Source organism: Agrococcus sp. TF02-05, from assembly GCF_017565345.1.
Lineage (GTDB): Bacteria > Actinomycetota > Actinomycetes > Actinomycetales > Microbacteriaceae > Agrococcus > Agrococcus pavilionensis.
Genome location: NZ_JAGEKO010000007.1, coordinates 132,432 through 156,308 on the forward strand (window position 1 = coordinate 132,432; position 23,877 = coordinate 156,308).

Annotated in this window: 24 protein-coding genes and 1 tRNA gene; 18 read left to right on the plus strand and 7 right to left on the minus strand. The window is 73.3% G+C overall.

The features are described 5' to 3' along the window. Positions 1–10: 10 nt before the first annotated feature. Genes JQT67_RS08025 through JQT67_RS08035 form a run of 3 tightly spaced genes read right to left on the minus strand, consistent with a single transcriptional unit; the run spans position 11 to position 2,160 of the window. Entirely contained in the window at positions 11–742 is a 732-nt protein-coding gene (locus JQT67_RS08025; protein WP_208064226.1) for a hypothetical protein, read from the minus strand. Then, the gene (locus JQT67_RS08030) at positions 739–1,410 is read right to left on the minus strand and encodes a GPP34 family phosphoprotein (protein ID WP_021010647.1); all 672 of its coding nucleotides are present in this window, start codon (positions 1,408–1,410) and stop codon (positions 739–741) included. Before JQT67_RS08030 ends, JQT67_RS08025 begins: the two co-directional genes overlap by 4 nt. 48 nt (positions 1,411–1,458) lie before the next feature. Further along, positions 1,459–2,160, minus strand: coding sequence for a GPP34 family phosphoprotein (locus JQT67_RS08035; protein WP_208064227.1), 702 nt, complete (start codon positions 2,158–2,160; stop codon positions 1,459–1,461). Between the two features lie 123 nt (positions 2,161–2,283). On the opposite strand from JQT67_RS08035, the gene JQT67_RS08040 reads away from it, so the two are divergent. Genes JQT67_RS08040 through JQT67_RS08050 form a run of 3 tightly spaced genes read left to right on the plus strand, consistent with a single transcriptional unit; the run spans position 2,284 to position 4,783 of the window. Further along, positions 2,284–3,531: an inorganic phosphate transporter gene (locus tag JQT67_RS08040; protein WP_021010645.1), complete on the plus strand. Its 1,248-nt coding sequence runs from the start codon at positions 2,284–2,286 to the stop codon at positions 3,529–3,531. Beyond that, a complete protein-coding gene (locus JQT67_RS08045) occupies positions 3,531–3,758 on the plus strand; it encodes a hypothetical protein (RefSeq protein WP_021010644.1) in 228 nt (75 codons plus the stop codon). Before JQT67_RS08040 ends, JQT67_RS08045 begins: the two co-directional genes overlap by 1 nt. 23 nt (positions 3,759–3,781) lie before the next feature. Continuing rightward, positions 3,782–4,783 (plus strand): pirin family protein, encoded by a 1,002-nt coding sequence (locus tag JQT67_RS08050; RefSeq protein ID WP_208064228.1) that lies wholly within the window; start codon positions 3,782–3,784, stop codon positions 4,781–4,783. 12 nt (positions 4,784–4,795) lie between these two features. On the opposite strand, the gene JQT67_RS08055 is transcribed toward JQT67_RS08050, so the two are convergent. Further along, positions 4,796–5,383 carry a GNAT family N-acetyltransferase gene (locus JQT67_RS08055; RefSeq protein WP_208064229.1) on the minus strand — a complete coding sequence of 196 codons (588 nt, stop codon included), beginning with the start codon at positions 5,381–5,383 and terminating at the stop codon, positions 4,796–4,798. Positions 5,384–5,530: 147 nt separating this feature from the next. Next, entirely contained in the window at positions 5,531–6,103 is a 573-nt protein-coding gene (locus JQT67_RS08060) for an HhH-GPD-type base excision DNA repair protein (RefSeq protein ID WP_208064230.1), read from the minus strand. 263 nt (positions 6,104–6,366) lie between these two features. On the opposite strand from JQT67_RS08060, the gene JQT67_RS08065 reads away from it, so the two are divergent. Continuing rightward, on the plus strand, positions 6,367–6,621 hold the full coding sequence (locus JQT67_RS08065) for a hypothetical protein (protein WP_021010640.1): 255 nt from the start codon (positions 6,367–6,369) through the stop codon (positions 6,619–6,621). Between the two features lie 18 nt (positions 6,622–6,639). On the opposite strand, the gene JQT67_RS08070 is transcribed toward JQT67_RS08065, so the two are convergent. Continuing rightward, a complete protein-coding gene (locus tag JQT67_RS08070; RefSeq protein WP_208064231.1) occupies positions 6,640–7,116 on the minus strand; it encodes a hypothetical protein in 477 nt (158 codons plus the stop codon). Positions 7,117–7,191: 75 nt separating this feature from the next. Between JQT67_RS08070 and JQT67_RS08075 the strand changes: the two genes are divergently transcribed. From JQT67_RS08075 to JQT67_RS08110, 8 genes are all read left to right on the plus strand, one after another. Beyond that, a complete protein-coding gene (locus JQT67_RS08075) occupies positions 7,192–8,565 on the plus strand; it encodes a glucose-6-phosphate dehydrogenase (protein WP_208064232.1) in 1,374 nt (457 codons plus the stop codon). A 133-nt stretch (positions 8,566–8,698) separates the two neighbouring features. Next, positions 8,699–9,442 carry a DUF3159 domain-containing protein gene (locus JQT67_RS08080; protein ID WP_307864268.1) on the plus strand — a complete coding sequence of 248 codons (744 nt, stop codon included), beginning with the start codon at positions 8,699–8,701 and terminating at the stop codon, positions 9,440–9,442. Between the two features lie 201 nt (positions 9,443–9,643). Beyond that, a complete protein-coding gene (locus JQT67_RS08085; protein WP_208064233.1) occupies positions 9,644–10,225 on the plus strand; it encodes a protein-L-isoaspartate O-methyltransferase in 582 nt (193 codons plus the stop codon). Between the two features lie 58 nt (positions 10,226–10,283). Further along, on the plus strand, positions 10,284–11,459 hold the full coding sequence (locus tag JQT67_RS08090) for a M24 family metallopeptidase (RefSeq protein WP_208064234.1): 1,176 nt from the start codon (positions 10,284–10,286) through the stop codon (positions 11,457–11,459). Next, on the plus strand, positions 11,456–12,655 hold the full coding sequence (locus JQT67_RS08095; RefSeq protein WP_307864269.1) for a M20 family metallopeptidase: 1,200 nt from the start codon (positions 11,456–11,458) through the stop codon (positions 12,653–12,655). The genes JQT67_RS08090 and JQT67_RS08095 overlap by 4 nt, the downstream gene beginning before the upstream one ends. 106 nt (positions 12,656–12,761) lie before the next feature. After that, a complete protein-coding gene (locus tag JQT67_RS08100; RefSeq protein WP_208064235.1) occupies positions 12,762–14,249 on the plus strand; it encodes an MFS transporter in 1,488 nt (495 codons plus the stop codon). Between the two features lie 14 nt (positions 14,250–14,263). Then, the gene (locus tag JQT67_RS08105; protein WP_243755842.1) at positions 14,264–15,109 is read left to right on the plus strand and encodes an LLM class flavin-dependent oxidoreductase; all 846 of its coding nucleotides are present in this window, start codon (positions 14,264–14,266) and stop codon (positions 15,107–15,109) included. Positions 15,110–15,182: 73 nt separating this feature from the next. Then, positions 15,183–16,355: a zinc-dependent alcohol dehydrogenase gene (locus tag JQT67_RS08110; protein WP_208064236.1), complete on the plus strand. Its 1,173-nt coding sequence runs from the start codon at positions 15,183–15,185 to the stop codon at positions 16,353–16,355. A gap of 228 nt (positions 16,356–16,583) precedes the next feature. Here the strand turns inward: JQT67_RS08110 and JQT67_RS08115 are convergent. Then, positions 16,584–16,667, minus strand: a tRNA-Leu gene (locus tag JQT67_RS08115). Between the two features lie 97 nt (positions 16,668–16,764). On the opposite strand from JQT67_RS08115, the gene JQT67_RS08120 reads away from it, so the two are divergent. From JQT67_RS08120 to JQT67_RS08145, 6 genes are read left to right on the plus strand one after another with little or no spacing between them, the layout of a single operon-like run. Continuing rightward, positions 16,765–17,445 carry a DUF3662 and FHA domain-containing protein gene (locus tag JQT67_RS08120; protein WP_208064358.1) on the plus strand — a complete coding sequence of 227 codons (681 nt, stop codon included), beginning with the start codon at positions 16,765–16,767 and terminating at the stop codon, positions 17,443–17,445. Then, entirely contained in the window at positions 17,442–17,975 is a 534-nt protein-coding gene (locus JQT67_RS08125) for an FHA domain-containing protein (protein WP_208064237.1), read from the plus strand. Before JQT67_RS08120 ends, JQT67_RS08125 begins: the two co-directional genes overlap by 4 nt. A 2-nt stretch (positions 17,976–17,977) precedes the next feature. After that, positions 17,978–19,219, plus strand: a complete 1,242-nt coding sequence (locus JQT67_RS08130; protein ID WP_208064238.1) for a PP2C family serine/threonine-protein phosphatase — start codon at positions 17,978–17,980, stop codon at positions 19,217–19,219. Continuing rightward, positions 19,216–20,622: an FtsW/RodA/SpoVE family cell cycle protein gene (locus tag JQT67_RS08135; protein WP_021010629.1), complete on the plus strand. Its 1,407-nt coding sequence runs from the start codon at positions 19,216–19,218 to the stop codon at positions 20,620–20,622. The genes JQT67_RS08130 and JQT67_RS08135 overlap by 4 nt, the downstream gene beginning before the upstream one ends. Next, entirely contained in the window at positions 20,619–22,100 is a 1,482-nt protein-coding gene (locus JQT67_RS08140; RefSeq protein ID WP_021010628.1) for a penicillin-binding protein 2, read from the plus strand. Before JQT67_RS08135 ends, JQT67_RS08140 begins: the two co-directional genes overlap by 4 nt. Next, the gene (locus tag JQT67_RS08145; protein WP_208064239.1) at positions 22,097–23,836 is read left to right on the plus strand and encodes a protein kinase; all 1,740 of its coding nucleotides are present in this window, start codon (positions 22,097–22,099) and stop codon (positions 23,834–23,836) included. Before JQT67_RS08140 ends, JQT67_RS08145 begins: the two co-directional genes overlap by 4 nt. Positions 23,837–23,877 lie beyond the last annotated feature (41 nt).

Below are 23,877 nucleotides of genomic sequence, written 5' to 3' on the forward strand. Positions count from 1 at the left end.
CGCTTCGGCGCTACTCCCCCTGCACGCGGTCGTAGGCCGGCTGCCGCAGCCGGTGCGCCCACTCGTACTCGCGCGCGCCCGGCAGCAGCCGGCGGCCGGCGTCGAAGCGCAGCAGCGGGTCGAGCGGACCCGGGCGGCGCCGCAGCTCGAGCTCGCCGAAGCGCCGCCACGCGCCGCGCGGCCGGGCGACGAGCAGCTCGAGCCGCCACGGCTCGGCGGCGAGCCGATCGGCGAGCTCGTCCGGGTAGGGCGGGAGGTCCGCCGGTGCGATCGTGCGGGCGGCGAGCAGCACGGGCCCGCTCGGCGAGCGGTACGGCAGGATCGCGTGCAGGTGGGCCCGCGACGGCGAGCGGTGCGCGCGGAGGACGAAGCGCCACGGCCAGCCGTCGCCGGTCGAGGCGAGCTCGAGGTCCGCGGGCCCCTCCGGTCCGTCGAAGCGCACCGCGAGGCCGATGACGTCGGGCAGCGGCGCAGGCACACCCGCCGAGCGGGAGGCGCGGGCGAGGACGGGCAGCGGCCGCGGCTCCGCCTCGTCGATCCAGCCGATGCCGGTGCGGAGCGGGCTGCCCGCGCGGCGGAGCTCGCCGTGCAGCACGACGCCGTGCGGGTGCACAGGGTGCGGTCGTCGCACGAGCGCGAGCGTCGCGAAGGCCGCGCCGAGCGCGCGGCCGGCGACGCCGGCGATCGTCGCCGCGGCCGCCTCGGGCGCCGACCCGGGCCGCGACGTCGACGGAGCGCTCACGTCGACGACATCATGAGGCTGACCATCGCAGCCTGCACGGCCTCGATCGAGCGGTGCACCTCGCGGCTCGCCCAGGATCGCTCCGCGAGCTCGGCGCCCCGGGCGAGCAGCCGCTCGCGCGGGAGGCCCGGGAAGATCGGCGGCAGCGCCTCGGCCCCGTGCAGGATCGCGAGCGCCGCGCCGACGGTCGGGTCGTCGGCGCCCTCGAGCACCTCGATCGCGCGTGCCTGCAGCGCGTCCTCGACGTCGCGGCGCTCGCCGCGCTCCCAGCGCTCGCGCCAGCGGATGCCGAGGAAGCGGTCCTCCTCCCGCGCGAGCACGCCCGCCGCGGCGAAGTCCTCGAGCAGCTCGCGGCGCACGCGGCTCGTCGGTGCGCTGCGGCCGCCCCAGCCGGCGACGACGCTCAGCGCCTGCGACGGCGTCGCGCCGTCGATCCGGTCGACGAGCGGCTCGAGGTGCGGGTTCGTCGTGCCGCTCGCCGCGACGAGCACGCCCGGCTCGCTCCCGGGCTCGCCGTGCGCGACCACGCGCATCCGCCCGTCCACCACGAGCTGCGCGAGGGCGGCCCCTGCGATCGCGATCCCCAGCGACGAGTCCTCGATGAGGGGCGAGCCCTCGTCGTCGTCGATGGCGAGCAGCAGCACCGCCTCCGGGATCGTCAGCGCCATGGCGCCCACGGTACGCCGTCCGCCCGCGGCGCGCACCCGTCGGCGGCGTCAGCCGCTCGTCGACGACGGCACGATGACGGTCGCGATGAGCACCGCCGTCATCGCCGCCTGCACCGACGCGATCGCCTCCCGCACCTCGCGGCTCCCCCACGACGCCTCGGCGAGCGCGTCGCCGCGGCGCTTGAGCGCATCCTTCGGCAGGTCCGGGAAGACCTGCGGCAGCGCACCGGCGCCGTGCAGGATCGCGAGCGCCGCCTCGACCTCGAGGTCCTCCGCTGCCGCCTCGCCGTCGCTCGTCACGAGCGCCCGCGCGCGCTGCTGCAGCGCGTCCTCGAGCTCGCGCCGCTCGCCGCGCTCCCAGCGCGTGCGCCACGTGAGGCCGAGGAAGCGGTCCTCGTCGCGAGCGACGACGCCCGCGGCCGCGAGGTCGTCGAGCAGCTGCCGCTTGAGCTTGCCGCTGTCGCCGCCGAGGCCCGCGATCGTCGAGAGCGCGTCCTTGGACTTCTTGCCCTCGATGCGCGCGACGAGCGGCTCGAGGCGCTCGTCCGTCGAGCCGCCGGCAGCGACGAGCCGACCGGGCTTCGCGCCCTCCTCGCCCTCGCCCGCGATCCGCACGCGGCCGTCGAGCAGCAGCTGCGCGACCGCGCCGCCCGCGAGCGCCGCGCCGAGCGCCGAGTCGTCGATGAGCGCGGTGCCGCGCTCGTCGTCGAGCGCGAGCAGCAGGACCGCTTCGGGGATGGTGATCTCCATGCCGCGACGCTACGTCGCGACGCCGGTCGACGCATCCCCCGACCGAGGGGCGCCGCACGGCGGAGGCGGGCGCGCCGCGAGCTCGTCTTGGAGCGCACGGCCCCTGTGGTGGAGACTGGCACGATGCAGGAACTCGCGATCCTCGCGATCGTCGTCATCGTCGCCCTCGCGTTCGACTTCACCAACGGCTTCCACGACACCGCCAACGCCATGGCGCCGTCGGTCGCGACCGGTGCGCTCAAGCCGAAGCCCGCGGTCGCGCTCTCGGCGGTGCTCAACCTCGTCGGCGCCTTCCTCTCGATCGAGGTCGCGAAGACCGTCGGGTCGGGGATCGTCGACCTCACGGGCGTCGACGGCGAGAGCCTCATGCTCATCGTGCTGTGCGGCCTCACGGGCGCGATCGTCTGGAACGTGCTCACGTGGCTGTTCGGGCTGCCGTCGTCGTCGAGCCACGCGCTCTTCGGCGGGCTCATCGGCGCGACGATCGCGGCGCTCGGCGTCACGGGCGTGCTGTGGGGCGGCGTCGCGCAGAAGATCCTGATCCCCGCGCTGCTCGCGCCCGTCATCGCCGGCCTCGTCGCCTTCTGCGGCACGTGGCTCGTGCAGCGCGTCACCGCGAACCTGAGCGAGCGCGGCGAGAAGCGCGGCTTCCGCATGGGCCAGATCGGCGCGGCCTCGCTCATGTCGCTCGCGCACGGCACGAACGACGCGCAGAAGACGATGGGGGTCATCTTCCTCGCGCTCGTCGCGCACGGCTCCCTCGACCCCGACGCCGACATGCCCCTGTGGGTGCGCGTCGTGTGCGCCGTCGCGATCGCCGCGGGCACCTACATGGGCGGCTGGCGCGTCATCCGCACGCTCGGCAAGGGCATCGTCGACATCTCGCCGCGGCAGGGCATGTCGGCCGACTTCTCGAGCGCATCCATCATCCTCACCTCGAGCCACCTCGGCCTGCCCCTCTCGACAACCCACGTCGCCTCGGGGTCGGTCATCGGCTCGGGCCTCGCCCGCACCGACGCGAAGGTGCGCTGGTCGGTCGCCCGCCGCATGCTCATCGCGTGGCTCATCACGCTGCCGGCGTCGGGCGCGATCGGCGCGCTGTGCTTCGTCATCGCGGGGCTCTTCGGCCACCTGTGGGGCTCGATCGTCGTGACGGCGCTGCTCATCGCCGCGTGCGCCGCGATGTGGCTGCGCTCGCGCATGAGCCACGTCGGCTCGCACAACGTCACCGAGGAGTGGGAGCAGCCCAAGAAGGAGCGCAAGCGCGAGATCGACCGGGAGCTCAGCGCCGTCGCCTCGCACGTCGCGCCCGTCTCGCGGCCGCGCAAGCGGAAGAAGCGCAAGCACCGCCGCGAGGGAGGGACGGCCTGATGGGCATCGACTTCGGCGCGCTCGCGATCGCGATCGCCTCCGTGCTCGGCGTCGGGCTGCTGCTCGGCGCCGGCATCCCGCTCATCTACGGGGTGGGCATCCGCTCGCTCGAGAGCGAGCGACCCGGCTCGACCCTGCTCGGCCGATCGCTCCTCGGCCTGTGCGTGCTGCTCGCGCTCGCGGGCATCGTCGTGATCGTCTTCGGCAAGCAGCTCTTCGGCATCTGAGGCGCGCCGCGTAGCGTGGCCGCATGAGCAACGACGAGGCCCTGCTGCTCGAGAGCGCGCAGGCGTGCATCGACGAGGCGCGCGCCGCGGGGCTCGAGCTGCTGCTGCCTCGCGAGGTACCGCTCGGCGGGCCGCGCGCGATGCCGGTGCTGCGCGTGCTGCCCAACAAGCACCGCCACTTCGTCGGCGCGTGGTGCTTCGCCGATGCCTTCGGGCCCACATCGCTGCGCGGGGGTCCGGGCATGGACGTGCCACCGCATCCGCACACGGGCCTGCAGACCTGGAGCTGGCTCGTCGACGGGGCGATCGAGCACCGCGACTCGGCCGGCTTCGTCCACACCGTGCGCCCCGGCGGGCTCAACATCATGACCGCGGGTCGCGGCATCTCGCACAGCGAGTACTCGAGCGCCGACACCGACGTGCTGCACGGCGTGCAGCTGTGGACGGTGCTGCCGAGCCACGAGCGCGGGCGCGAGCCGTGGTTCGACGGGCTCGACGCCGTGCCGACGGCCTCGCTCGGCGGCGGCGTGACGGCGAGCGTCTTCGTCGGCGACTTCGCCGGCGCCTCGAGCGGCGTCGGCGCCTACTCGCCGCTGCTCGGGGTCGAGCTGCGGCTGCTCGCCGGCACCGAGGCGGTGCTCGAGCTGCGCGCGGGCTTCGAGCACGGAGTGCTCGCCCTCACCGACGGCGTGCGCGTCGACGACGTGCAGGTCGAGCGCGGCGCGATGGCCTACGCGGCACCGGGGCGCGAGGCGCTCGTCGTCTCGGCCGAGCGCGACGCGATCGCGATCCTCCTCGGCGGGGAGCCGTTCGAGGAGGAGGTCGTGATGTTCTGGAACTTCATCGGCACCGACCACGACGAGGTCGCGGCGGCGCGGGAGCAGTGGATGCGTGAGCGCGCGGCGGGCACGGACGCCCGGCCGCGCTTCGGCTCGGTCGTCGACGACGCGACCCCGCCGCTGCCGAGCCCCCGGCTCCCGTCGGTCGAGCTGCTGCCGCGCGGGCGCGCGAAGCGGCGCGGCTGAACCTGGCCCGCGTCAGGCGCTGAGCTCGAGCGCGACGACCGCGCGGTCGGGCGTGGGCCGCGCCACCTCCCGGAAGCCGGCGCGCTCGAACGTCGAGACGACGCCGCGGTAGGGCTCGTTCGCGGCCTTCCTCCGACCCGTGGCCGGATCGACCGGGTACCCCTCGACGAGGCGGGCGCCGCGCGAGCGGGCGAAGTCGATCGCTGCCCGGAGCAGGCGGTCGGTGAGCCCGCTGCCCCGGTGCTCGCGGCGCACGACGAAGCACGACACCGCCCACACCGATTCGTCGTCCCATGGCTCCTGCGTCGCCGAGACCAGCTGCTTCGTGCGCTGCAGCCGCACCTGCCGCGTCCGCGGGCCGACCCGCACCCAGCCGGCCGCCTCGCCGTCGACGTAGGCGATGAGCGCCGGCGGGAGCCCGTCCTGCAGCTCGGCGCGCAGCAGCTCGTGACGCTCCTCCGTGCTCGAGCGCTGGAAGTCGGCGTTCGTGATCGTCCACCACTGGCACTGGCACGATCGCCCGTCGCCCCCGCCGCCGAGCGCCCGCTGGGCGTCGTCGAAGCGATCGGGCGTCGCGGGGCGGATCTCGACCTGCGGCATGGGGCGACGGTAGACCCGCGCGTCGGCACCGACAAGGCCCCGACTCGCCGCGAGCGTCAGCAGGAGCGACGGGCGCCGATGAGGAGCGCGGTCGACGCGGCTCCGTCTCGATACGCCCGCTCCGCGGGCTGCTCGACGAGCGGGAGGTCAGCCCTTCGCGGCGCGCTTCGCCGCTTGCTTCGTCGCGCGCACCTCGGCGAGCGACGCCGCGTCGACGATGTCGGCGACCGAGCGCTTCGCGCCCTCCTCGCCGTAGGGGGCCGACGCATCCACCCACCCCGCGCCGTCGAAGCCGGCGCGCTTGCCGAGCAGCGCGAGGAAGATGCGCGCCTTCTGGTCGCCGAAGCCGGGCAGCCCCTGCAGCCGCCGCAGCACCTCGGGGCCGTCGGGCTCGCCCTGCCGCCAGATCGCGCCCGCGTCGCCGCCCCACTCGTCGGCGACGACGGCGGCGAGCTGCTGCACGCGCTTCGCCATCGAGCCGGGGAACCGGTGCACCGCGGGCTTCTCGGCGAACGCGGCCTGGAACGCGTCGGGGTCCATGCGCGCGATGGCGGCTGCGTCGAGCGCGCCGAGCCGGTCGCGCAGCTTCGCGGGCCCCGCGAAGGCCGTCTCCATCGGCACCTGCTGGTCGAGCAGCATGCCGACGAGCAGCGCGAAGTCGTCGTCGGAGAGGAGGCGGTCGGCGGCCTCGTCGCCGGTGATGTGCAGCTCGCGAGTCATGGCTCCAGCGTGGCACGGCCCCGGCGTGCGATGCTCGTCCCGCAACGACGAGCCGCGCCCCCGCCTGGTCACGACAGGCGGGGACGCGGTGATCGCCGGCGCTCGGTCTGCTCGGGGAGCCGATCGTGCGCCTGAGGACAGCAAAGCCCCCGCGACGCCGTTTCGCAACAGTGTTCGCATTCCTTGATCGCATCTTCAGGTTGCGTCGCCGCTGCCGAGCGGCGGCTCAGTCCGCTCGCACGCGCGCCTGGGAGGATGGGCGCATGAAGCGCAGCAACCCGTGGTCCTGGTGGGCGTTCTGGATCGGCCTCCTCGGCCTCGTGCTCATGCCCATCCCGCTCTTCGTCGGGCTCATCCTGGGCGGCGGGCTCGCGGCGATCGCGGCGATCCTCGCGGTCATCGGGCTGTTCAAGTCGCGCCACGCGGGCGGCCGCGGCATCGCACCGGCGGTCGTGGCGATCGTCTTCGTGCTGCTCACCTACGGCGGCATCTCGATCGGCGGCGGCGTCATCTGGTGACGCCCGCTCGCGGGCCGATCAGCCGACGCGCGAGCGCTCGGCTCCCACGCCCACGGCATCGGTGCGTGGGAGCAGGCTGCGCGCCGAGAGCGACAGCAGCGCGACGAGGCCGACGATGAGCAGCCCGTCGGCGGCGATGTAGAGGTAGTGCAGTCCCGAGCCGCCCTCGCTCTCCCCCGCGATGACGGCGTCGGTCGTCGCGTGCATCATCGGGCGGATCGCGAGCGCCTTCACGGCGAGCACGGCGGTGAGCACGAGCGAGAGGATGCGCTCGGCGCGCGGCGCTCGGGACGCGAAGGCCGCGGTGACGAGCAGCACCGCGAGCGCCGCCTCCGCGACGTTCATCGCCGCGAAGACGAGCCGGCCGATGCCGAGGCCGAGCGGCACGGTGATGCCCGGCGCCTGGAACTTGAGCGGCGCCTCGATGAGGGAGATGCCGACGATGAGACCGAGCCACACGGCGGGCAGCACGAGTCGGGCGGCGCGGGCGAGCATGCCTCCACGGTACGCCGCCGCCGTCCTGCGGGCGCCGTCCAGCCGCCGCTCGCGCCCGGGTGCGAGGATCGGGGCATGGCCCCGCAGCCGACCACGACCCTGCTCATCCTCGGCGCCTCCGGCGACCTCACCGCGAGGCTGCTGCTGCCCGGCGTCTCGACGCTCCTGCGGGCCGAACCCGAGCGACGGCTCCGCGTGGTCGGCGCCGACGTGCGCGAGCTCGACGCCGCGGATTGGCGCGGCCGCGTGCAGACGGCGCTCGACGCCGCCGAGGTGAGCCCCGCGGCGGCGGCCGCCGTGCTCGAGCACACCCGCTACGTCGCCGCCGACGCGACCGACGGCGACGCGCTCCGAGCGCTCATCGCGTCGCTCGAGTGCGAGCGGCTCGTCATCTACTTCGCCCTGCCGCCCCACGTGACACGGCTCGTCTGCGAGACGCTCGAGCGCATCGGCGTGCCGAGCGGCACGATCCTCGCGATCGAGAAGCCGTTCGGCGACAGCCTCGCCAGCGCGCGCGAGCTCAACGCGCTCGTGACGCGCATCGTGCCCGAGCAGCGGGTCTTCCGCATCGACCACTTCCTCGGGCTCCACACGGTGCTCAACCTCCTCGGCCTGCGGTTCGCGAACCGGCTGCTGCAGGGCTCGTGGGATCGGGGCAGCATCGAGCGCGTCGAGGTGCTCTACGACGAGACCGTCACGCTCGAGGACCGCGCGGGCTACTACGACCGCAACGGGGCGCTGCGCGACATGATCCAGTCGCACCTGCTGCAGATCATGGCGCTCATCGCGATGGAGCCCGTCGCGACCGTCGGCGAGCGCGACCTGCGCGACGCCGTCTCGACCGTGCTGCGCGCCGCGCGCGTCGTCGACCCCGTCCGCCACTCGCGCCGCGCGCGCTACACGGCCGGGAGCGTCGAGGGCCGGCCGGTGCCCGACTACACCGGCGAGCCGGGCGTCGATCCCGCGCGCGGCACCGAGACGCTCGCCGAGATCGAGGTCGAGATCGCGAACGCCCGGTGGGCCGGGGTGCCCTTCGTGCTGCGCTCGGGCAAGTCGCTCGGCGGCGTGCGCAAGCGGGCGATCGTGCACTGGCGACCGCCCGCCCACGTGCCCGACGGCTTCCGCGGCCACGACACCGCCGACCGCTTCGTCATCGACTTCAAGCCCGACGGCTTCGAGCTGCACCTGACGACGAACGGCAAGGGCGAGCCGTTCGCGCTCGAGCAGACCGTGCTGCGCGGCGAGCTCGGCGGCGGAGCGCTCCTGCCCTACGGCGAGGTGCTCGGCGCCATCCTCGACGCCGACCCGCGGCTCGCGGTGCGCGGCGACGCCGCCGAGGAGTGCTGGCGCATCGTCGAGCCCGTGCTCGAGGCGTGGCGGGCGGATGCGGTGCCGCTCGAGGAGTACGAGGCCGGCTCCCGAGGCCCCTCGCACTGGCGCTCGAGCTGAGCCCCCGGCCTGACCGGTCCGTTCTCCGCGAGCGAGCGCGCTCGCCCTGGCCGAGGCGGCGCCCGCGCCGATATCCTGGAGACATGCCCCGCTCCACCGTCTCCTCCGCGCGCCCCGCGCTCGCGGCGTGAGCGTGGACGCGCCTCGCACCGGCGCGGTGCCGACCCCGGACGAGGACGCCTCGGCGGAGCTCGTGCCGCCGCCCGCGCTCGACGATCGCTTCGACGCCGACGGCGACCCGACGCGCGAGGAGTCGCTCGCGCGCGTGCTCGGCGGCAGCCGGGCCGCGATCGAAGGCAGCGTGCCGCCCATCGCCTTCCTCGTCGCGTGGCTCGCGAGCGGCGGCGAGCTGCTCACCGCCGTCGTCTGGTCGCTCGTCGCGAGCGCCGTGGTGCTCGTGCCCGCGATCGTGCAGCGGCGGAGGCCCAAGGCCGTCGTGATCGGCATGCTCATGACCGTGATCGCGGCGATGATCGCCTACTACACGGGCGAGGCGCGCAACTTCTTCCTCATCCAGCTGCTCTCGAACGCCGCGAGCGCCCTCGCGTGGATCGTCTCGATCGTCATCGGCTGGCCGTTCCTCGGCATCATCGTCGGCGGCCTCATCGGCACGAAGGCCCGCTGGCGCCACGATCCCGTGCTGCTGCGCGCCTACCGGCGAGCGTCGTGGATCTGGGTGCTGCAGTACGTCATCCGCGTCGTGGTCTTCAGCGTGCTGTGGTGGCTCGACGAGACGACGTGGCTCGCGATCATGCGCGCGGCGCTCACCTATCCGCTCATCATCGCGTGCATCGCGATCTCGGGGTGGGTGCTCTTCGCCTCGATCCCGAAGTCGCACCCGGGCATCCGCAAGCCCCTCCCCCGCCCCGGCGGCTGATCGCCCTCCACAGCCCGGCGCCGCACCGTTGCGCGGGCGTCGGCCTCGGCGTACAGTCTCGGCAAGCAAGCGGTGCGGACAGACCAGGCGCCTTCACCGATCCTCACGAGCAGAGCGAGCGCCCAGCGCCAGTCCGCACCGCTTCTTCGCGCCGGCGGCCGCAGGTGCCGCTCGCCGCGATCGCGGAGTAGCGTGCGGGCCATGCGGCAGATCCCGGTGTCGGATGCGGTGCGCGAGCGGGTGCGCGCGGCGATGCTCGCGGCCGACCGGGCCGCGTTCCTGCCCGCGAGCGTGCGCCACCTCGCGCCCGTCGACCGCCCGGTCGGGATCGGCTGGGAGGCGACGAACTCGCAGCCCTCGACCGTCGCCCGCATGCTCGAGCTGCTCGACGCGCGCCCCGGCCAGCGGGTGCTCGACGTCGGCGCGGGCTCCGGCTGGACGACGGCGATCCTCGCCGAGATCGGCGCCGAGCCGGTCGGCGTCGAGCTCGTGCCGGCGCTCGTCGAGCTCGCGAACGCCAACCTCGCCGCGCACGGGAGCCCCGCGCGCGTGCGGCAGGCGACCCCGGGCATCCTCGGCCTGCCCGAGGAGGGGCCGTGGGACCGCATCCTCGTCTCGGCCGACTTCGGGCGCATGCCCGACGCCCTCGTCGCCCAGCTCGCGGAGGGCGGCCGCATGGTCGCGCCCGTCGCGAGCGCGATGACGGTCGTGGATGCGGTGGGCGGCGAGCCGCGAGTGCGGACCGACGGCGGGCGCTACGCGTTCGTGCCGCTCATCGGGTGAGCGGTCACTCCACCGCGGCGGAGTGAGTTCGCGACAAGGCCTCACTAGGGTGGCTGGCATGCAGCCGAGACCCGAGGAGCTCGCAGAGCGGCTCGCCCGCACCCGCGCTCGCATGCAGCGCGCGGGCCTCGACGGCCTCGTGGTCGTCGACCCCGCGAACCTGCACTACCTGACGGGCTACGACGCGTGGTCGTTCTACATGCCGCAGCTGCTCTTCGTGCCGCTCACGGGAGAGCCGCTGCTCATCATGCGGCAGATGGATGCCGACGGCGCGCACCGCACGGCGAGCACGCCGCCCGAGCGGATCCTCGGCTACCCCGAGTCGCTCGTGCACCAGCGCGGCGCGCACCCCTTCGACTGGGCCGCCGAGCAGCTGCGCGAGCACGGCTTCGCGCGGCGCGGCCGGATCGGCTTCGAGGCCGAGGCGCACTTCTTCACCGTGCGCTCGTTCCAGGCGCTCGAGCGCGCGCTGCCGGAGTGGCAGCTCGTCGATGCGCACGACCTCGTCAACTGGGTGCGGCTCGTGAAGAGCCCCTTCGAGCTCGAGCTCATGCGCGGCGCCGGCCGCATCGCCTCGGCCGCGATGCGCGCGGGCATCGAGGCGCTCGGCGACGGCGTGCGGCTCAACGACGTCGCCGCCGCGATCCAGTTCGCGCAGGCGACGGGCGTCGAGGGCGCCGAGGGCGACTACCCGGCGATCGTGCCGATGCTGCCCACGGGCGAGTCGGCCGACACCCCGCACCTCACCTTCAGCGCCCGGCGCGTGCAGCCCGGCGAGGCCGTCTCGATCGAGCTCGCCGGCGCGCACCGCCGCTACCACGCACCGCTCGCCCGCACGGTCTCGGTCGGCACGCCCGACGCGCGGCTCGCGGGCCTCGCCGACATCGCCGCCGAGGGGCTCGACGCCGTGCTCGAGGGACTGCGGCCCGGCCGCGTCGTCGCCGACGTGCACGGCATCTGGCGCGAGCACCTCGCGCGGCACGCGATCGAGAAGCCCTCGCGGCTCGGCTACTCGATCGGCATCGGCTACCCGCCCGACTGGGGCGAGCGCACGGTCTCGATCCGCGAGGACGACCTCACGGTCATCGAGCCCGGCATGTGCCTGCACGTCATCGCCGGCATGTGGATGGACGGCTACGGCTGCGAGCTGAGCGAGTCGGTCGCGATCGGCGAGGGCGGCGCCGAGCTGCTGACCGACGCCCCGCGCGAGCTCATCGTCGTGGAGGCGGCGTGACGGCCCCGATCGCCGACCGCGACCGCTCGGACGTCGAGCGGGCCATCGCCCTCGTCGACGAGGCGACGATCGTCGCCGACGCCTCGTCGCTCATCCTCGCCGCGAGCGAGAACCCCGGCGGCACCGAGCTCATCGCCGTGCGGGTGCTCGAGACGATCGCCTCCCGCCTCGGCGGCCGCGGCCGGCGCTCGACCGTCGCGCCCGGCAGGCCCAACATCGCCATCCGCTTCGGCCCCGATCCCTCCGCGGCCGTGCCCGGCGTCCTCATGCTCGGCCACTCCGACGTCGTGCCGGCGGGCGAGGGCTGGAGCGCCGACCCCTTCAGCCCGCGCGTGCGGGACGGCTGGCTCACGGGCCGCGGCGCGACCGACATGAAGGGCGGGCTCGCCGCCGCGCTGCAGGCGATGGCCGCGGTGCACCGCGTGCAGCCCGAGCTGCCGCTCGAGCTGCTCGTGACCGTCGACGAGGAGGACCTCGCGACCGGCATCCAGGCGCACCTCGCCGAGCCGCCCACGCCCTACCGCGCGTGCATCGTCGCCGAGCCGACCGATCTCGCGGTCGTCGTCGCGTGCCGCGGCGCTGCGAACCTCGAGGTCGAGGTGCGCGGCCGCGCCGCGCACGCCGGCCGGCCGGAGGACGGCGCGAACGCCATCACGACCGCCGCGCGCATCGCGGGCTGGATCGCCGACGACCACGAGCGGATGCGTCGGGGCGCGACGGGACTGCTCGGCTCGGCCACCTGGAGCGTCGGCCGCATCGAGGGCGGCCACGGCACCTCGATCGTGCCCGACCGATGCACGCTGCTCGTCGACCGGCGGCTCATGCCGGGCGAGACGGGCGCGCAGGCGCTCGGCGAGCTCGAGGCGGGGATCGCCCGCGCGCTCGGGCACGACGGCTGCGAGGCGAGCGCGTCGCTCCTGATGGAGATGCCGGGCTTCGAGACCGAGCCGACGCATCCGCTCGTCACCGCCGCCGCGGGCGCGCTCGAGGCCGAGGGCCGCGAGGCGCGCATCGAGGCGTGGACGGCCGCGTGCGAGGGCGGCTACATCGCTCGCCACCACGGCTGCCCGACGATCATCCTCGGCCCCGGCGACATCACCGGCCAGGCCCACCAGCCCGACGAGCGCGTGCGCATCGCCGACCTCTCCGCCGCCGCGCGCGCCTACGCGCGGCTCATCCTCGCCCTCGACCCCTGACCGCATCCGACCCCGACCGACCAGCACGACCCCAGAGCACGACCCCAGAGCACGACCGGGACACTGCACCAGTAGGACACCCTGCACCGACCGAAGGGACACGGCCATGACCGAGCAGACAGCACCGCGGCGGCACCCGCGCGAGCCCGCGCCGATCACGAGGGAGCTCGACCTCTCCCCCGTGCAGCGCAAGACCGTCAAGAAGTCGGTCATGGGCGCGATGGCCGGCAACGCGATCGAGTGGTTCGACTACGGCATCTACGGCTACCTCGCCGTGCACCTCTCGCAGCAGATCTTCGGCGGCTCTGACGAGGCGATCCTCTGGACGCTGTTCGGCTTCGCCGTCTCGTTCCTCATCCGGCCCATCGGCGGCGCCGTGCTCGGGCCGCTCGGCGACCGCATCGGGCGCCAGAAGGTGCTCGTCTTCACGATCCTGATGATCTCGGTCGCGACCGCGGCGATCGGCGTGCTGCCCACCTACGACATGGTCGGCTGGCTCGCGCCCATCCTGCTGTTCACGCTGCGCATCATCCAGGGCTTCTCGGCCGGCGGCGAGTACGCGGGCGCCGCGGTCTACATGGCCGAGCACGCGCCCGACGACCGGCGCGGCTTCTGGGGCTCGTTCCTCGAGTTCGGCACCCTGCTCGGCTTCTCGATGGCCGCGATCCTCGTCACGGGCCTCGAGCTCCTCGTCGGCCCCGAGGGCATGGCCGAGGGCTGGTGGCGACTGCCGTTCCTGCTGACGCTGCCGCTCGGCATCGTCGCGCTCCTCATGCGCTCGCGCCTGCACGACTCCGAGACCTTCATCGAGGCGAAGGAGCAGGACACCCGCTCGAGCGCGTGGGAGACGCTGCGCGACGTCGTCGTGAAGCAGCCGAAGCAGCTGCTGAAGATCATGGGCATCACGATCCTCATCAACACGGCGTTCTACCTCGTGCTCACCTACATGCCGACGTTCCTCACGACGTCGCTCGACATGGGCGCGACGCAAGCCGGCCTCATGCTCGTCGCGGTGCAGCTCGTCATGATGGCGGTGATCATCCCGATGGGCGCGCTCACCGACCGGATCGGGCGGCGCCCGGTGCTGCTCATCGCGGCGGTCGGCTTCACGCTCTTCTCGATCCCGGCGATCATGCTGCTGCAGACGGGCAACGTCGTGCTGCAGGTGCTCGGGCTCGCGATCTTCGGCCTCTTCCTCGTGATGCTGCTGTGCAACATCTCGGCGACCCTGCCGGCGCTCTTCCCGACGACCGTGCGCTACGCGGGCTTCGCGCTCGGCTACAACGTCGCGACGTCGCTCCTCGGCGGCCCGGCGGGCCTCATCAACGAGTGGCTCATCGGCGAGACGGGCTCGACGCTCGTGCCCGGCTTCTACATGACGGTCGCCGGCATCATCGGCCTGCTCGCGATCCTGACCTTCAACGAGACGGCCGGCCGCAGCCTGCGCGGCGACATCGTGCCGGGCGACGACGACGTGGACCGCATCGCGATCGGCGAGGACCTCATCGGCAAGGTCAACGACCCCGAGCACGAGCTCGTCGACGGCAAGCTGCCCCCGCGCTCGGGGGCGGCGGGCGAGGGAGGCACGCCCTGAGCCCGAGCACCGGCCTGTGGCGCGGCGGCGCGCTCCTCACCCCGGAGCTCGCCGCCGCGGCCGAGCGCCTCGGCTTCGACACCGCCTGGATCGGCGGCTCCCCCGCCGCCGACCTCTCGATCGCCGAGCGCCTGCTCGAGGCGACCGAGCGCATGCGCGTCGCGACGGGCATCGTCAACATCTGGACCGCGCCGGCGGCCGAGGTCGCGGCGTCGTTCCACCGGCTCGAGGCGGCGCATCCCGGCCGCTTCACGCTCGGCATCGGCATCGGCCACCCCGAGGCGATCGACGAGCGCTACCGGCGCCCCTACTCGGCGCTCGTCGCCTACCTCGACGAGCTCGACGCCGCGGGCGTGCCGAGCGATCGGCGGGTCATCTCGGCGCTCGGCCCGCGCACGCTCGCGCTCGCCGCCGAGCGCGCCGCGGGCACGCATCCGTACCTGACGACGCCCGAGCACACGCGCTTCGCGCGCGAGATCGTCGGCCCCGAGCACACGCGCTTCGCGCGCGAGATCGTCGGCCCCGAGCGCCTCGTCGCGCCCGAGCAGCGGCTCGTGCCGGGCCTCGAGCCTGGGCAGGCGCGAGCGGCGGCGCGCCGCTTCCTCGAGCGCTACCTCTCGCTCTCGAACTACCGCCGGACGCTCGAGTCGCACGGCTTCACGGCCGCCGAGCTCGACGGCGGCGCGACGGACGAGGCCGTGGATGCGCTCGCGCCGCACGGCTCGCCGGCTCGGCTCGCCGAGGCGGTGCGCGAGCACCTCGACGCGGGCGCCGACCACGTGTGCGTGCAGATCCTGCCCGCGCGGGAGGACCCGCTGCCGGCGCTCGAGGCGCTCTCGGCCGAGCTCGGCATCCGCTGACCGCCTCGGCATCTGCTGACCGTTCGCTCCGAATCCAGCCTCCGCGGGGGTGCCAGTGCATACGGTCGAGGGCATGCGAGCACTCACTTGGCAAGGCAAGCGCAAGGTCTCGGTCGAGGAGGTCCCCGACCCCGTCATCCAGGAGCCGACCGACGCGGTCATCCGCATCACGTCGACCGCGATCTGCGGCTCCGACCTCCACCTGTACGAGCTCTTCGCGCCCTTCCTCAAGAAGGGCGACATCCTCGGCCACGAGCCGATGGGCATCGTCGAGGAGGTCGGCTCGGCGGTGGCGGACCTGCAGGTCGGCGACCGCGTCGTCATCCCGTTCGTCGTCGCGTGCGGCAGCTGCTTCATGTGCCGGAAGGGCCTCACGACGCAGTGCGAGACGACCCAGAACCGCCACTCCGGCACCGGCGCATCGCTCTACGGCTACACGTCGCTCTACGGCTCGGTGCCCGGCGGCCAGGCCGAGCGGCTGCGCGTGCCCTACGCCGACTTCAACGCGACGAAGGTCGGCTCGGAGCTCGCCGACGACCGCTACCTCTTCCTGAGCGACATCCTGCCGACCGCGTGGCAGGGCGTCGCCTACGCGGGCCTCGAGCCCGGCCAGACGCTCGGCGTCATGGGGCTCGGGCCGGTCGGCCAGTTCGTCGCGCGCATCGGCAAGCACCTCGGCCACCGCGTCATCGCGGTCGAGCCGGTCGCGGAGCGCCGCGCGATGGCCGAGCGCTACGGCGTCGAGACGCTCGACATGCCGGATGCGACGGATGCGCTCAAGGACCTCACGGACGGCCGCGGGCCCGACGCGATCGTCGACGCCGTCGGCATGGAGGCGCACGGGGCACCCGGCGCCGCGACGGCGCAGCAGCTCGTCGGCGCGCTCCCCGACCTGCTCGCGAAGCCGATGATGCGGCACGCGGGGCTCGACCGGCTCTCGGCCCTCCACACGGCGTTCGACGCGGTGCGCCGCGGCGGCACCGTCTCGCTCAGCGGCGTCTACGTGGGCTCGGCCGACCCGATGCCGATGATGACGCTGTTCGACAAGCAGATCACGCTGCGGATGGGCCAGTGCAACGTGCAGTCGTGGCGCGACGAGCTCATGCCGCTCGTCGAGGACCCGGCCGACCCGCTCGGCACGGGCGACCTCACGACGCACCTCGTGCCGCTCGAGCATGCGCCGGAGTACTACGAGATCTTCCAGAAGAAGGAGGATGACTGCATCAAGGTGGTGTTGCAGCCGTAGCGCTCAATGCGGCTCTGCCGCGTTGAGCGCGGAGGCTGCAAGGTCGAGTAGGCGGCCGCCAGGCCGCCGTATCGAGACCGCTGCTCCGAGCGATGGTCTCGATACGCGCCCTGCGGGCGCTACTCGACCAACGGGGGTGGTGACGCGGCCGCCGCTCGACCGGCGGGCGTGGCGATGCGGAGGGGCGAGACGAGAAAAGGCCCCGGGGTGGAGCCCGGGGCCTTCCCGTGCGCGAGGGGGGACTTGAACCCCCACGTCCGTACGGACACTGGCACCTGAAGCCAGCGCGTCTGCCAATTCCGCCACTCGCGCGACGCCCGGGGCAGCCCGGGCAACCCCACGAGAATATCAGGTTCGGAGCGACGGCGGGTACGCTGTCGGGCGACGACGAAGGGTGGTGATGACGGCAGTGGGATTCCTCGACGCGATCGAGCGCGGTCTCGAGCGAGCCGTCAACGGCGCCTTCGCGAAGACGTTCCGCTCCGGCGTGGAGCCCGTCGAGATCGCGAGCGCGCTCAAGCGCGAGCTCGACACGAGCGCGTCCGTCGTCTCCCGCGACCGCATCCTCGTGCCGAACCGGCTCACCGTGCGCCTCGCTCCTGCCGACTTCCAGCGGCTGCGCCGCCTCGGCGAGCCGCTGCTCGACGAGCTCACCTCGACGGTGCAGAGCCACGCGCGCCAGTCGGGCTACTCCTTCCCCGGCCCCGTCGACCTCGGCTTCGAGCCCGACGAGGCGATGTCGACCGGGATGCTCGACATCCACTCGGACACCGAGGCCGGCGAGGTCGTCTGGACCGCGGTCGTCGACATCAAGGGCAAGCGCCACCAGCTGCGGAAGGGCCGCACCGTCATCGGCCGCGGCTCGGACGCCGACATCACCGTCGACGACGCGGGCGCCTCGCGCAAGCACGCCGAGATCGTCTGGGACGGCACGCGCGCCCAGGTGAGCGACCTCGGCTCGACGAACGGCACGACGCTGAACGGCCGGGCGCTGGGGACGGCGCTGCTCGAGCCCGACTCGATCATCGACATCGGCGCGACGCGCATCGTCTACCGCGTGCTCGCGCAGTCGAAGGAGCGCCGCGCATGAGCGAGCTGACCCTCATCATCATCCGGATCGGCTTCCTCGCCCTCCTGTGGCTGTTCGTCTTCATCGTGCTGTACTCGCTGCGCAGCGACCTCTTCGGGCCGAAGCTCACGCCGCTGCAGCGCGTCGCGGTGCAGAGCCAGCGCACCCGCGCGGAGGCGGCCGCGCAGGCCGCCCCGGCGGCGGGCGGCGACGCACCGACCACCGTGACCGAGCGCGCGAGCGCCGGGAGCGCATCCGGCCTCGCCCGCCGCATCGTCATCACCTCCGGCCCGCGCACCGGCACCGAGATCGAGCTGCCCGAGACGGGGCTCACGATCGGTCGCTCGAGCAGCGCCGGCCTGCAGATCAAGGACGACTACACCTCGAACTCGCACGCCAAGATCGTGCGCTGGCGCGACGAGTGGGTCGTGCAGGACCTCGACTCGACCAACGGCACGTTCGTCGAGGGCAAGCGGATCACCCAGTCGACGCCCGTGCGGGTCGGCAGCTCGGTGCGGATCGGCACGACGACGTTCGAGCTGAGGCGCTGAGCTTGAGCGCACCGCTCGCGGCCGCCATCAGCCATGTCGGCCGCATCCGCACCGAGAACCAGGACTCGGGCTACACGGGCGCCCACTTGAGCTTCGTGGCCGACGGCATGGGCGGGCACGCGGGCGGCGACGTCGCGAGCGCCATCGTCACCCGCAAGGTGCGCGAGGCCGACGTCGAGTACGAGAGCGCGGAGCAAGCGGCGCAGGCCCTCGCCGACGCGCTCCGGGCCGGCAACGAGGCGCTGCAGCAGGCGATGCTCGAGCACCCCGAGCTCTCGGGCATGGGCACGACGGCGTCGGGCATCATCCGCGTCGGCGACCGGCTCGGCGTCGCCCACATCGGCGACAGCCGCATCTACCGCTACCGCGTCGGCGCGCTCGAGCAGCTCTCGACCGACCACACCTTCGTGCAGCGGCTCGTCGACGCCGGCCGCATCACGCGCGAGGAGGCCGAGCACCACCCGCGCCGCAACGTCGTGATGCGCGTGCTCGGCAACATCGAGACCGATCCCGAGATCGACACGTGGGTCGAGGACGCGCTGCCGGGCGACCGCTACCTCGTGTGCTCGGACGGCCTGTCGTCGTACGTCGACGAGGACCGCATCCGCGCGATCCTCGAGCAGCGGCTCGACACCCCCTCGACCGTGCAGCGCCTCGTGAACGAGTCGCTCTCGCGCGGAGCGCCCGACAACGTCACGGTCGTGGTCGTCGACATCGACGAGCGACGGTCGTCGGCGGTCGAGCCGACGACCGTCGGCTCCGCCGCTGCGCCCATCAGCTACGAGGCCGTCGAGCCCGAGCGCACGTCGCTGAGCCTCTCGCAGCTGCTGCTGCACCCGCGGCAGGCGCGCATGCAGCCGGCGTTCGAGCACTTCGAGCCCGAGAGCGAGGAGTTCCTGCAGGAGCTGCTCGCCGAGCAGCGCCGCATGCGCCGCAACCGCCGCATCAGCTGGTCGATCGGCGCGGTGCTCGCGATCGCCCTCGCGGTGACGCTCAGCGCGATGTTCTACAGCTGGACCCAGGACCGCTTCTTCGTCGGCGTCAACGACGCGGGGAACGTGGCGATCTACCAGGGCATCCAGCAGCAGATCGGCCCGTTCGTGCTCGCGACCGAGATCGAGAGCACCGACATCGAGCTCGACGAGCTCACGCCCTTCAACCAGCGCAGCATCGAGCAGACCATCTCGGCCGAGTCGCTCGCCGACGCGCAGGCCATCGTCGAGAGGCTGGAGCGATCGCCATGACCGACCGCACCGCTCCCACCGCGCTCCAGACGGGCATCGTGCAGCTGCGCGACGTCACCGAGGCGATCAAGGTGCGCATCCGCAACCCCGCGAAGCTGCGCAACCTCGAGCTCTTCCTGCTCGTCATCGCCTGGGTGCTCGCGGGCGGCGCGATGGTGCTCGTGCAGCTCGGCGCGCTCCAGCGCGTCGACATGATGCCGCTGCAGCTCGCCGGGCTCCTCGGCCTGCTCACCCTCGCGCTGCACATCGCGCTCCGCGTCGTCGCCCGCGAGGCCGACGCGATCATCCTCCCGGTCGTGACGGTGCTCAACGGCCTCGGCATCGCGATGATCTACCGCATCGACATCGCCGAGGGCGCGACGGGCTGGGACGCCGCCTCGATGCGGCAGATCGCCTGGACGGGCATCGCGCTGCTCATCGCGATCGCGACGATCGTCGTCATCCGCAACCACCGGGTGCTCGCGCGCTACCGCTTCCTCGCGATGGCGGCCGCGATCATCCTGCTCGTGCTGCCGCTCGTGCCGGGCCTCGGCCGCACGATCAACGGCGCGACGGTCTGGATCGGCCTCGGCAGCGTGCTCTCGCTGCAGCCGGGCGAGCTCGCGAAGATCGCGCTCGCGATCTTCTTCGCCGGCTACCTCATGACCGCGCGCGACTCGCTCTCGGTCGTCGGGCGCAAGGTGCTCGGCATCCGCTTCCCGCGCGTGCGCGACCTCGGGCCGATCCTCATCGTGTGGGCGATGTGCCTGCTCGTGCTCGTCTTCCAGCGCGACCTCGGCACCTCGCTGCTCTACTTCGGCCTCTTCCTCGTGATGATCTACGTCGCGACCGGCCGCCGCTCGTGGATGGTCATCGGGCTCGGGCTCGTCGCGCTCGGCGGCATCGCCGCCTACTTCGCCCTCGGCTACGTGCAGCGCCGCATCGGGGCGTGGATCCACGCCTTCGACCCGAGCGTCTACGACGCGCAGGGCGGCTCGTACCAGATCGTGCAGGGCGTGTTCGGGATGGCGCACGGCGGGCTGCTCGGCACGGGCCTCGGGCTCGGCAGGCCCGACATCACGCCCTACGCCAACAGCGACTACATCATCCCCTCGCTCGGCGAGGAGCTCGGGCTCGTGGGCATCTTCGCGATCCTCGGGCTCTACCTCATCCTCGTCTCGCGCGGCATCCGCATCGGCTTCCAGGGCCCCGACGACTTCACGAAGCTGCTCGCGGTCGGGCTCGCCTTCACGATCGGCCTGCAGGTCTTCATCGTCGTCGGCGGCGTCACGCGGCTCATCCCGCTCACGGGGCTCACGACGCCGTTCCTCGCGGCAGGAGGCTCCTCGCTGCTGGCCAACTGGCTCATCGTGGCGCTGCTGCTGCGGCTGAGCGACTCCGTGCGCGGAAGGGGGATCGCATGACGAGCGCCGAGCGGGAGCAGAGCATGCGCCGGCCGATCCGCCGCGTGAGCATGCTGCTCATGGTGATGTTCGTCGCGCTGTTCGGCTCGTCGACGATGATCCAGGCGGTGCAGGCGGATGCGCTGCACACGGATGCGCGCAACACGCGCACGCTGCTCGACTCCTTCTCGGTCGAGCGCGGCTCGATCGTCGTCGACGGCGTCCCGGTCGCGCTCTCGACCCCGTCGGACGACGAGTTCGAGTGGCAGCGGCAGTACCCGCTCGGGTCGCTCTACGCATCCGTCACCGGGTACAACACGCTCGGCCAGGGCAACAGCGGCATCGAGGAGGCGATGAACGCCGAGCTCACGGGCACCGCGAACAGCCAGTTCCTCGAGCAGGTGCTCGCGACGCTCACGGGCCAGGACCCCTCCGGCGCCTCGGTCGAGCTCACGATCGACAGCGCCGCGCAGCAGGCCGCGGCCGAGGGGCTCGGCGACCGCGAGGGCGCCGTCATCGCGATCGACCCCGAGACGGGCGACGTGCTCGCGATGCACTCGAGCCCCACCTTCGACCCCAACGCCTTCGCCTCGCACGACATCGCCGGCGTCCGGGAGGTCTACGACCGGCTGCTCAACGACCCGGGCGACCCGCTCGTCAATCGCACGATCGCCGGCGACCTCTACTTCCCCGGCTCGGTCTTCAAGCTCATCACCGCGGCCGCGGCGCTCGAATCGGGCCGCTACACGCTCCAGTCCGAGTTCGAGAACCCCGTCGAGCTGCAGCTGCCGCAATCGACGGCGGTCGTGCGCAACGCGACGCGCGGGCCGTGCGGGCCCGACGAGACCGCGACGCTCGAGACGGCGATCGTGCTCTCGTGCAACATCCAGTTCGCCCTGCTCGCGCAGGAGCTCGGCGCCGACGCGCTGCGGCAGCAGGCCGAGGCCTTCGGCTTCGGCCAGGAGCTCGAGATCCCGCTGCGGGTGACCCCGAGCCAGTACCCGGCGCAGCTCGACGAGCCGAGCCTCATGCTCACGGGCTTCGGCCAGTTCGACGTGCGCGTGACGCCGCTGCAGATGGCGATGGTCTCGGCCGCGATCAACAACGACGGCACGATGCTGCGCCCGCAGATGGTCGATCGCGTGCTCGCGCCCAACCTCGACGTCGTCGACGACCCGGAGGCCGAGATCCTCGCCAACCCGATCTCGGCGGCGACGGCGACGGCGCTCCGCGGCGCGATGGAGCGCGGCGTGACCGAGGGGCTCGCGTCGAACGCGGCCGTGCCGGGCGCGACCGTGGGCGGCAAGACGGGCACCGCCGAGACGGGCGAGCGGGGCGAGCCGTTCAACCTGTGGTTCACGGGGTACGGAGAGCTGGGCGAACGGAGCGTGGCAGTCGCCGTCGTGGTCGTGCCTAGTGAGAACATCGTCGGTGATACTTCAAACGTGATCGCCGCACCTATCGGGAGAGCAGTGATCGAGGCGGTGCTGAACTCATGAGACCATCCAGCGGACTCACCTTCGGTGGGCGATACCAGCTGACCAGCCGGATCGCCATCGGCGGCATGGGCGAGGTCTGGCAGGCGACCGATCAGGTGATCGGGCGCACCGTCGCGCTCAAGATCCTCAAGGACGAGTACATGGGCGATCCCGGGTTCCTCGAGCGCTTCCGCGCCGAGGCCCGGCACGCGGCGCTCGTCAACCACGAGGGCATCGCGAACGTCTTCGACTACGGCGAGGAGGACGGCAGCGCCTTCCTCGTGATGGAGCTCGTGCCGGGCGAGCCGCTCAGCGCGATCCTCGACCGCGACCGCACGCTCTCGGCCGACAAGGTGCTCGACATCGTCGCCCAGACGTCCGCGGCCCTGCACGCCGCGCACCAGGCGGGGCTCGTGCACCGCGACGTCAAGCCCGGCAACCTGCTCATCACGCCCGAGGGGCGCGTGAAGATCACCGACTTCGGCATCGCGCGGATCGCCGACCAGGTTCCGCTCACCGCGACCGGCCAGGTGATGGGCACGGTGCAGTACCTCTCGCCCGAGCAGGCCTCGGGCCAGCAGGCCGCCCCGTCGACCGACATCTACTCGCTCGGCATCGTCGCGTACGAGGCCCTCGCGGGGCGCCGGCCGTTCACGGGCGAGTCGCAGGTCGCGATCGCGATGGCGCACATCAACGACGCGCCGCCGGACCTCCCTGGCACGATCCCTGAGCCGGTGCGCAACCTCGTGCTCTCGTGCATCGCCAAGACGCCGGCCGACCGGCCGACGTCGGCCGCGCACCTCTCGCGCGCGGCCACGATGCTGCGCCGCGGCGACATCGCCGGCGCCGCCGCCATCGTGCCGGGCATCGCGTCGACCGACTCGTTCGCGACGATCGACTCGCCGACGCAAGCGGCGACGCGCGTCATCACGACGCAGTCGTCGCCCGCGACCGCCGCGCTGCCCGTGACGAGCGCGACGACCGCGGTCGAGGAGCGGAAGCGCCGCACCAACCCGTGGATCTGGCCGGTCGTCATCCTCGCCGTGCTGCTCGTCGCCGCGGGCGTCGCGATCGCCCTCATGCTCTTCAACCAGCAGCGACCCGATCCGGCCGCGTCGACGCCCGGCTCCGAGAGCCAGTCCGCCGCGCTCGTCGACATCTCGCTCGAGCAGTTCGAGGGCATGGACGAGCAGGAGTTCCGCGACGCGGTGGAGGCGCTGAACCTCGTGCCCGCGGTCGAGACCGGCCAGCCCGCGACCGACCCCGCGCTCGTGGGCCGCATCTATGCCGTCGCCCCGACCGGCCCGGTGCCGGAGGGCTCGACGATCACCGGCACGATCCACAGCGCGGTCGCGCAGATCGACGACCCGACCGCCGCACCGCGGCTCGGCGACGGCTCCGACCCCGCTGCGCAGGAGGTCGGCGCGACCCCGTCGATCGTGTGGGACGCCGCGACGTGCCCCTCCGGCTACACGCGCGGCGACTACGTCGCGACGATCACGTGGCCCGACGGCCGGGTGCAGGACCAGGTGACGCCCGTCGAGGGCTTCGACATCCTGGCGCCCGGGCTCGGCGAGGGCACGACGACCGTGACCTACACGTTCAGCTGCGAGGTCGAGGGCGGGCAGCCGCTCACGAGCGGCTCGTCGCCCGCGCTCGAGATCACCGCGGTGGCCGAGGAGGAGCCCGAGCCGGAGCCCACGCCGACCCCGACGCCCACGCCGACCCCGACGCCGGAGCCCACGACCGAGCCGTGAGGCGCCCGGCCGGGGCCGTCGAGCGGCCCTGACGTAGAATC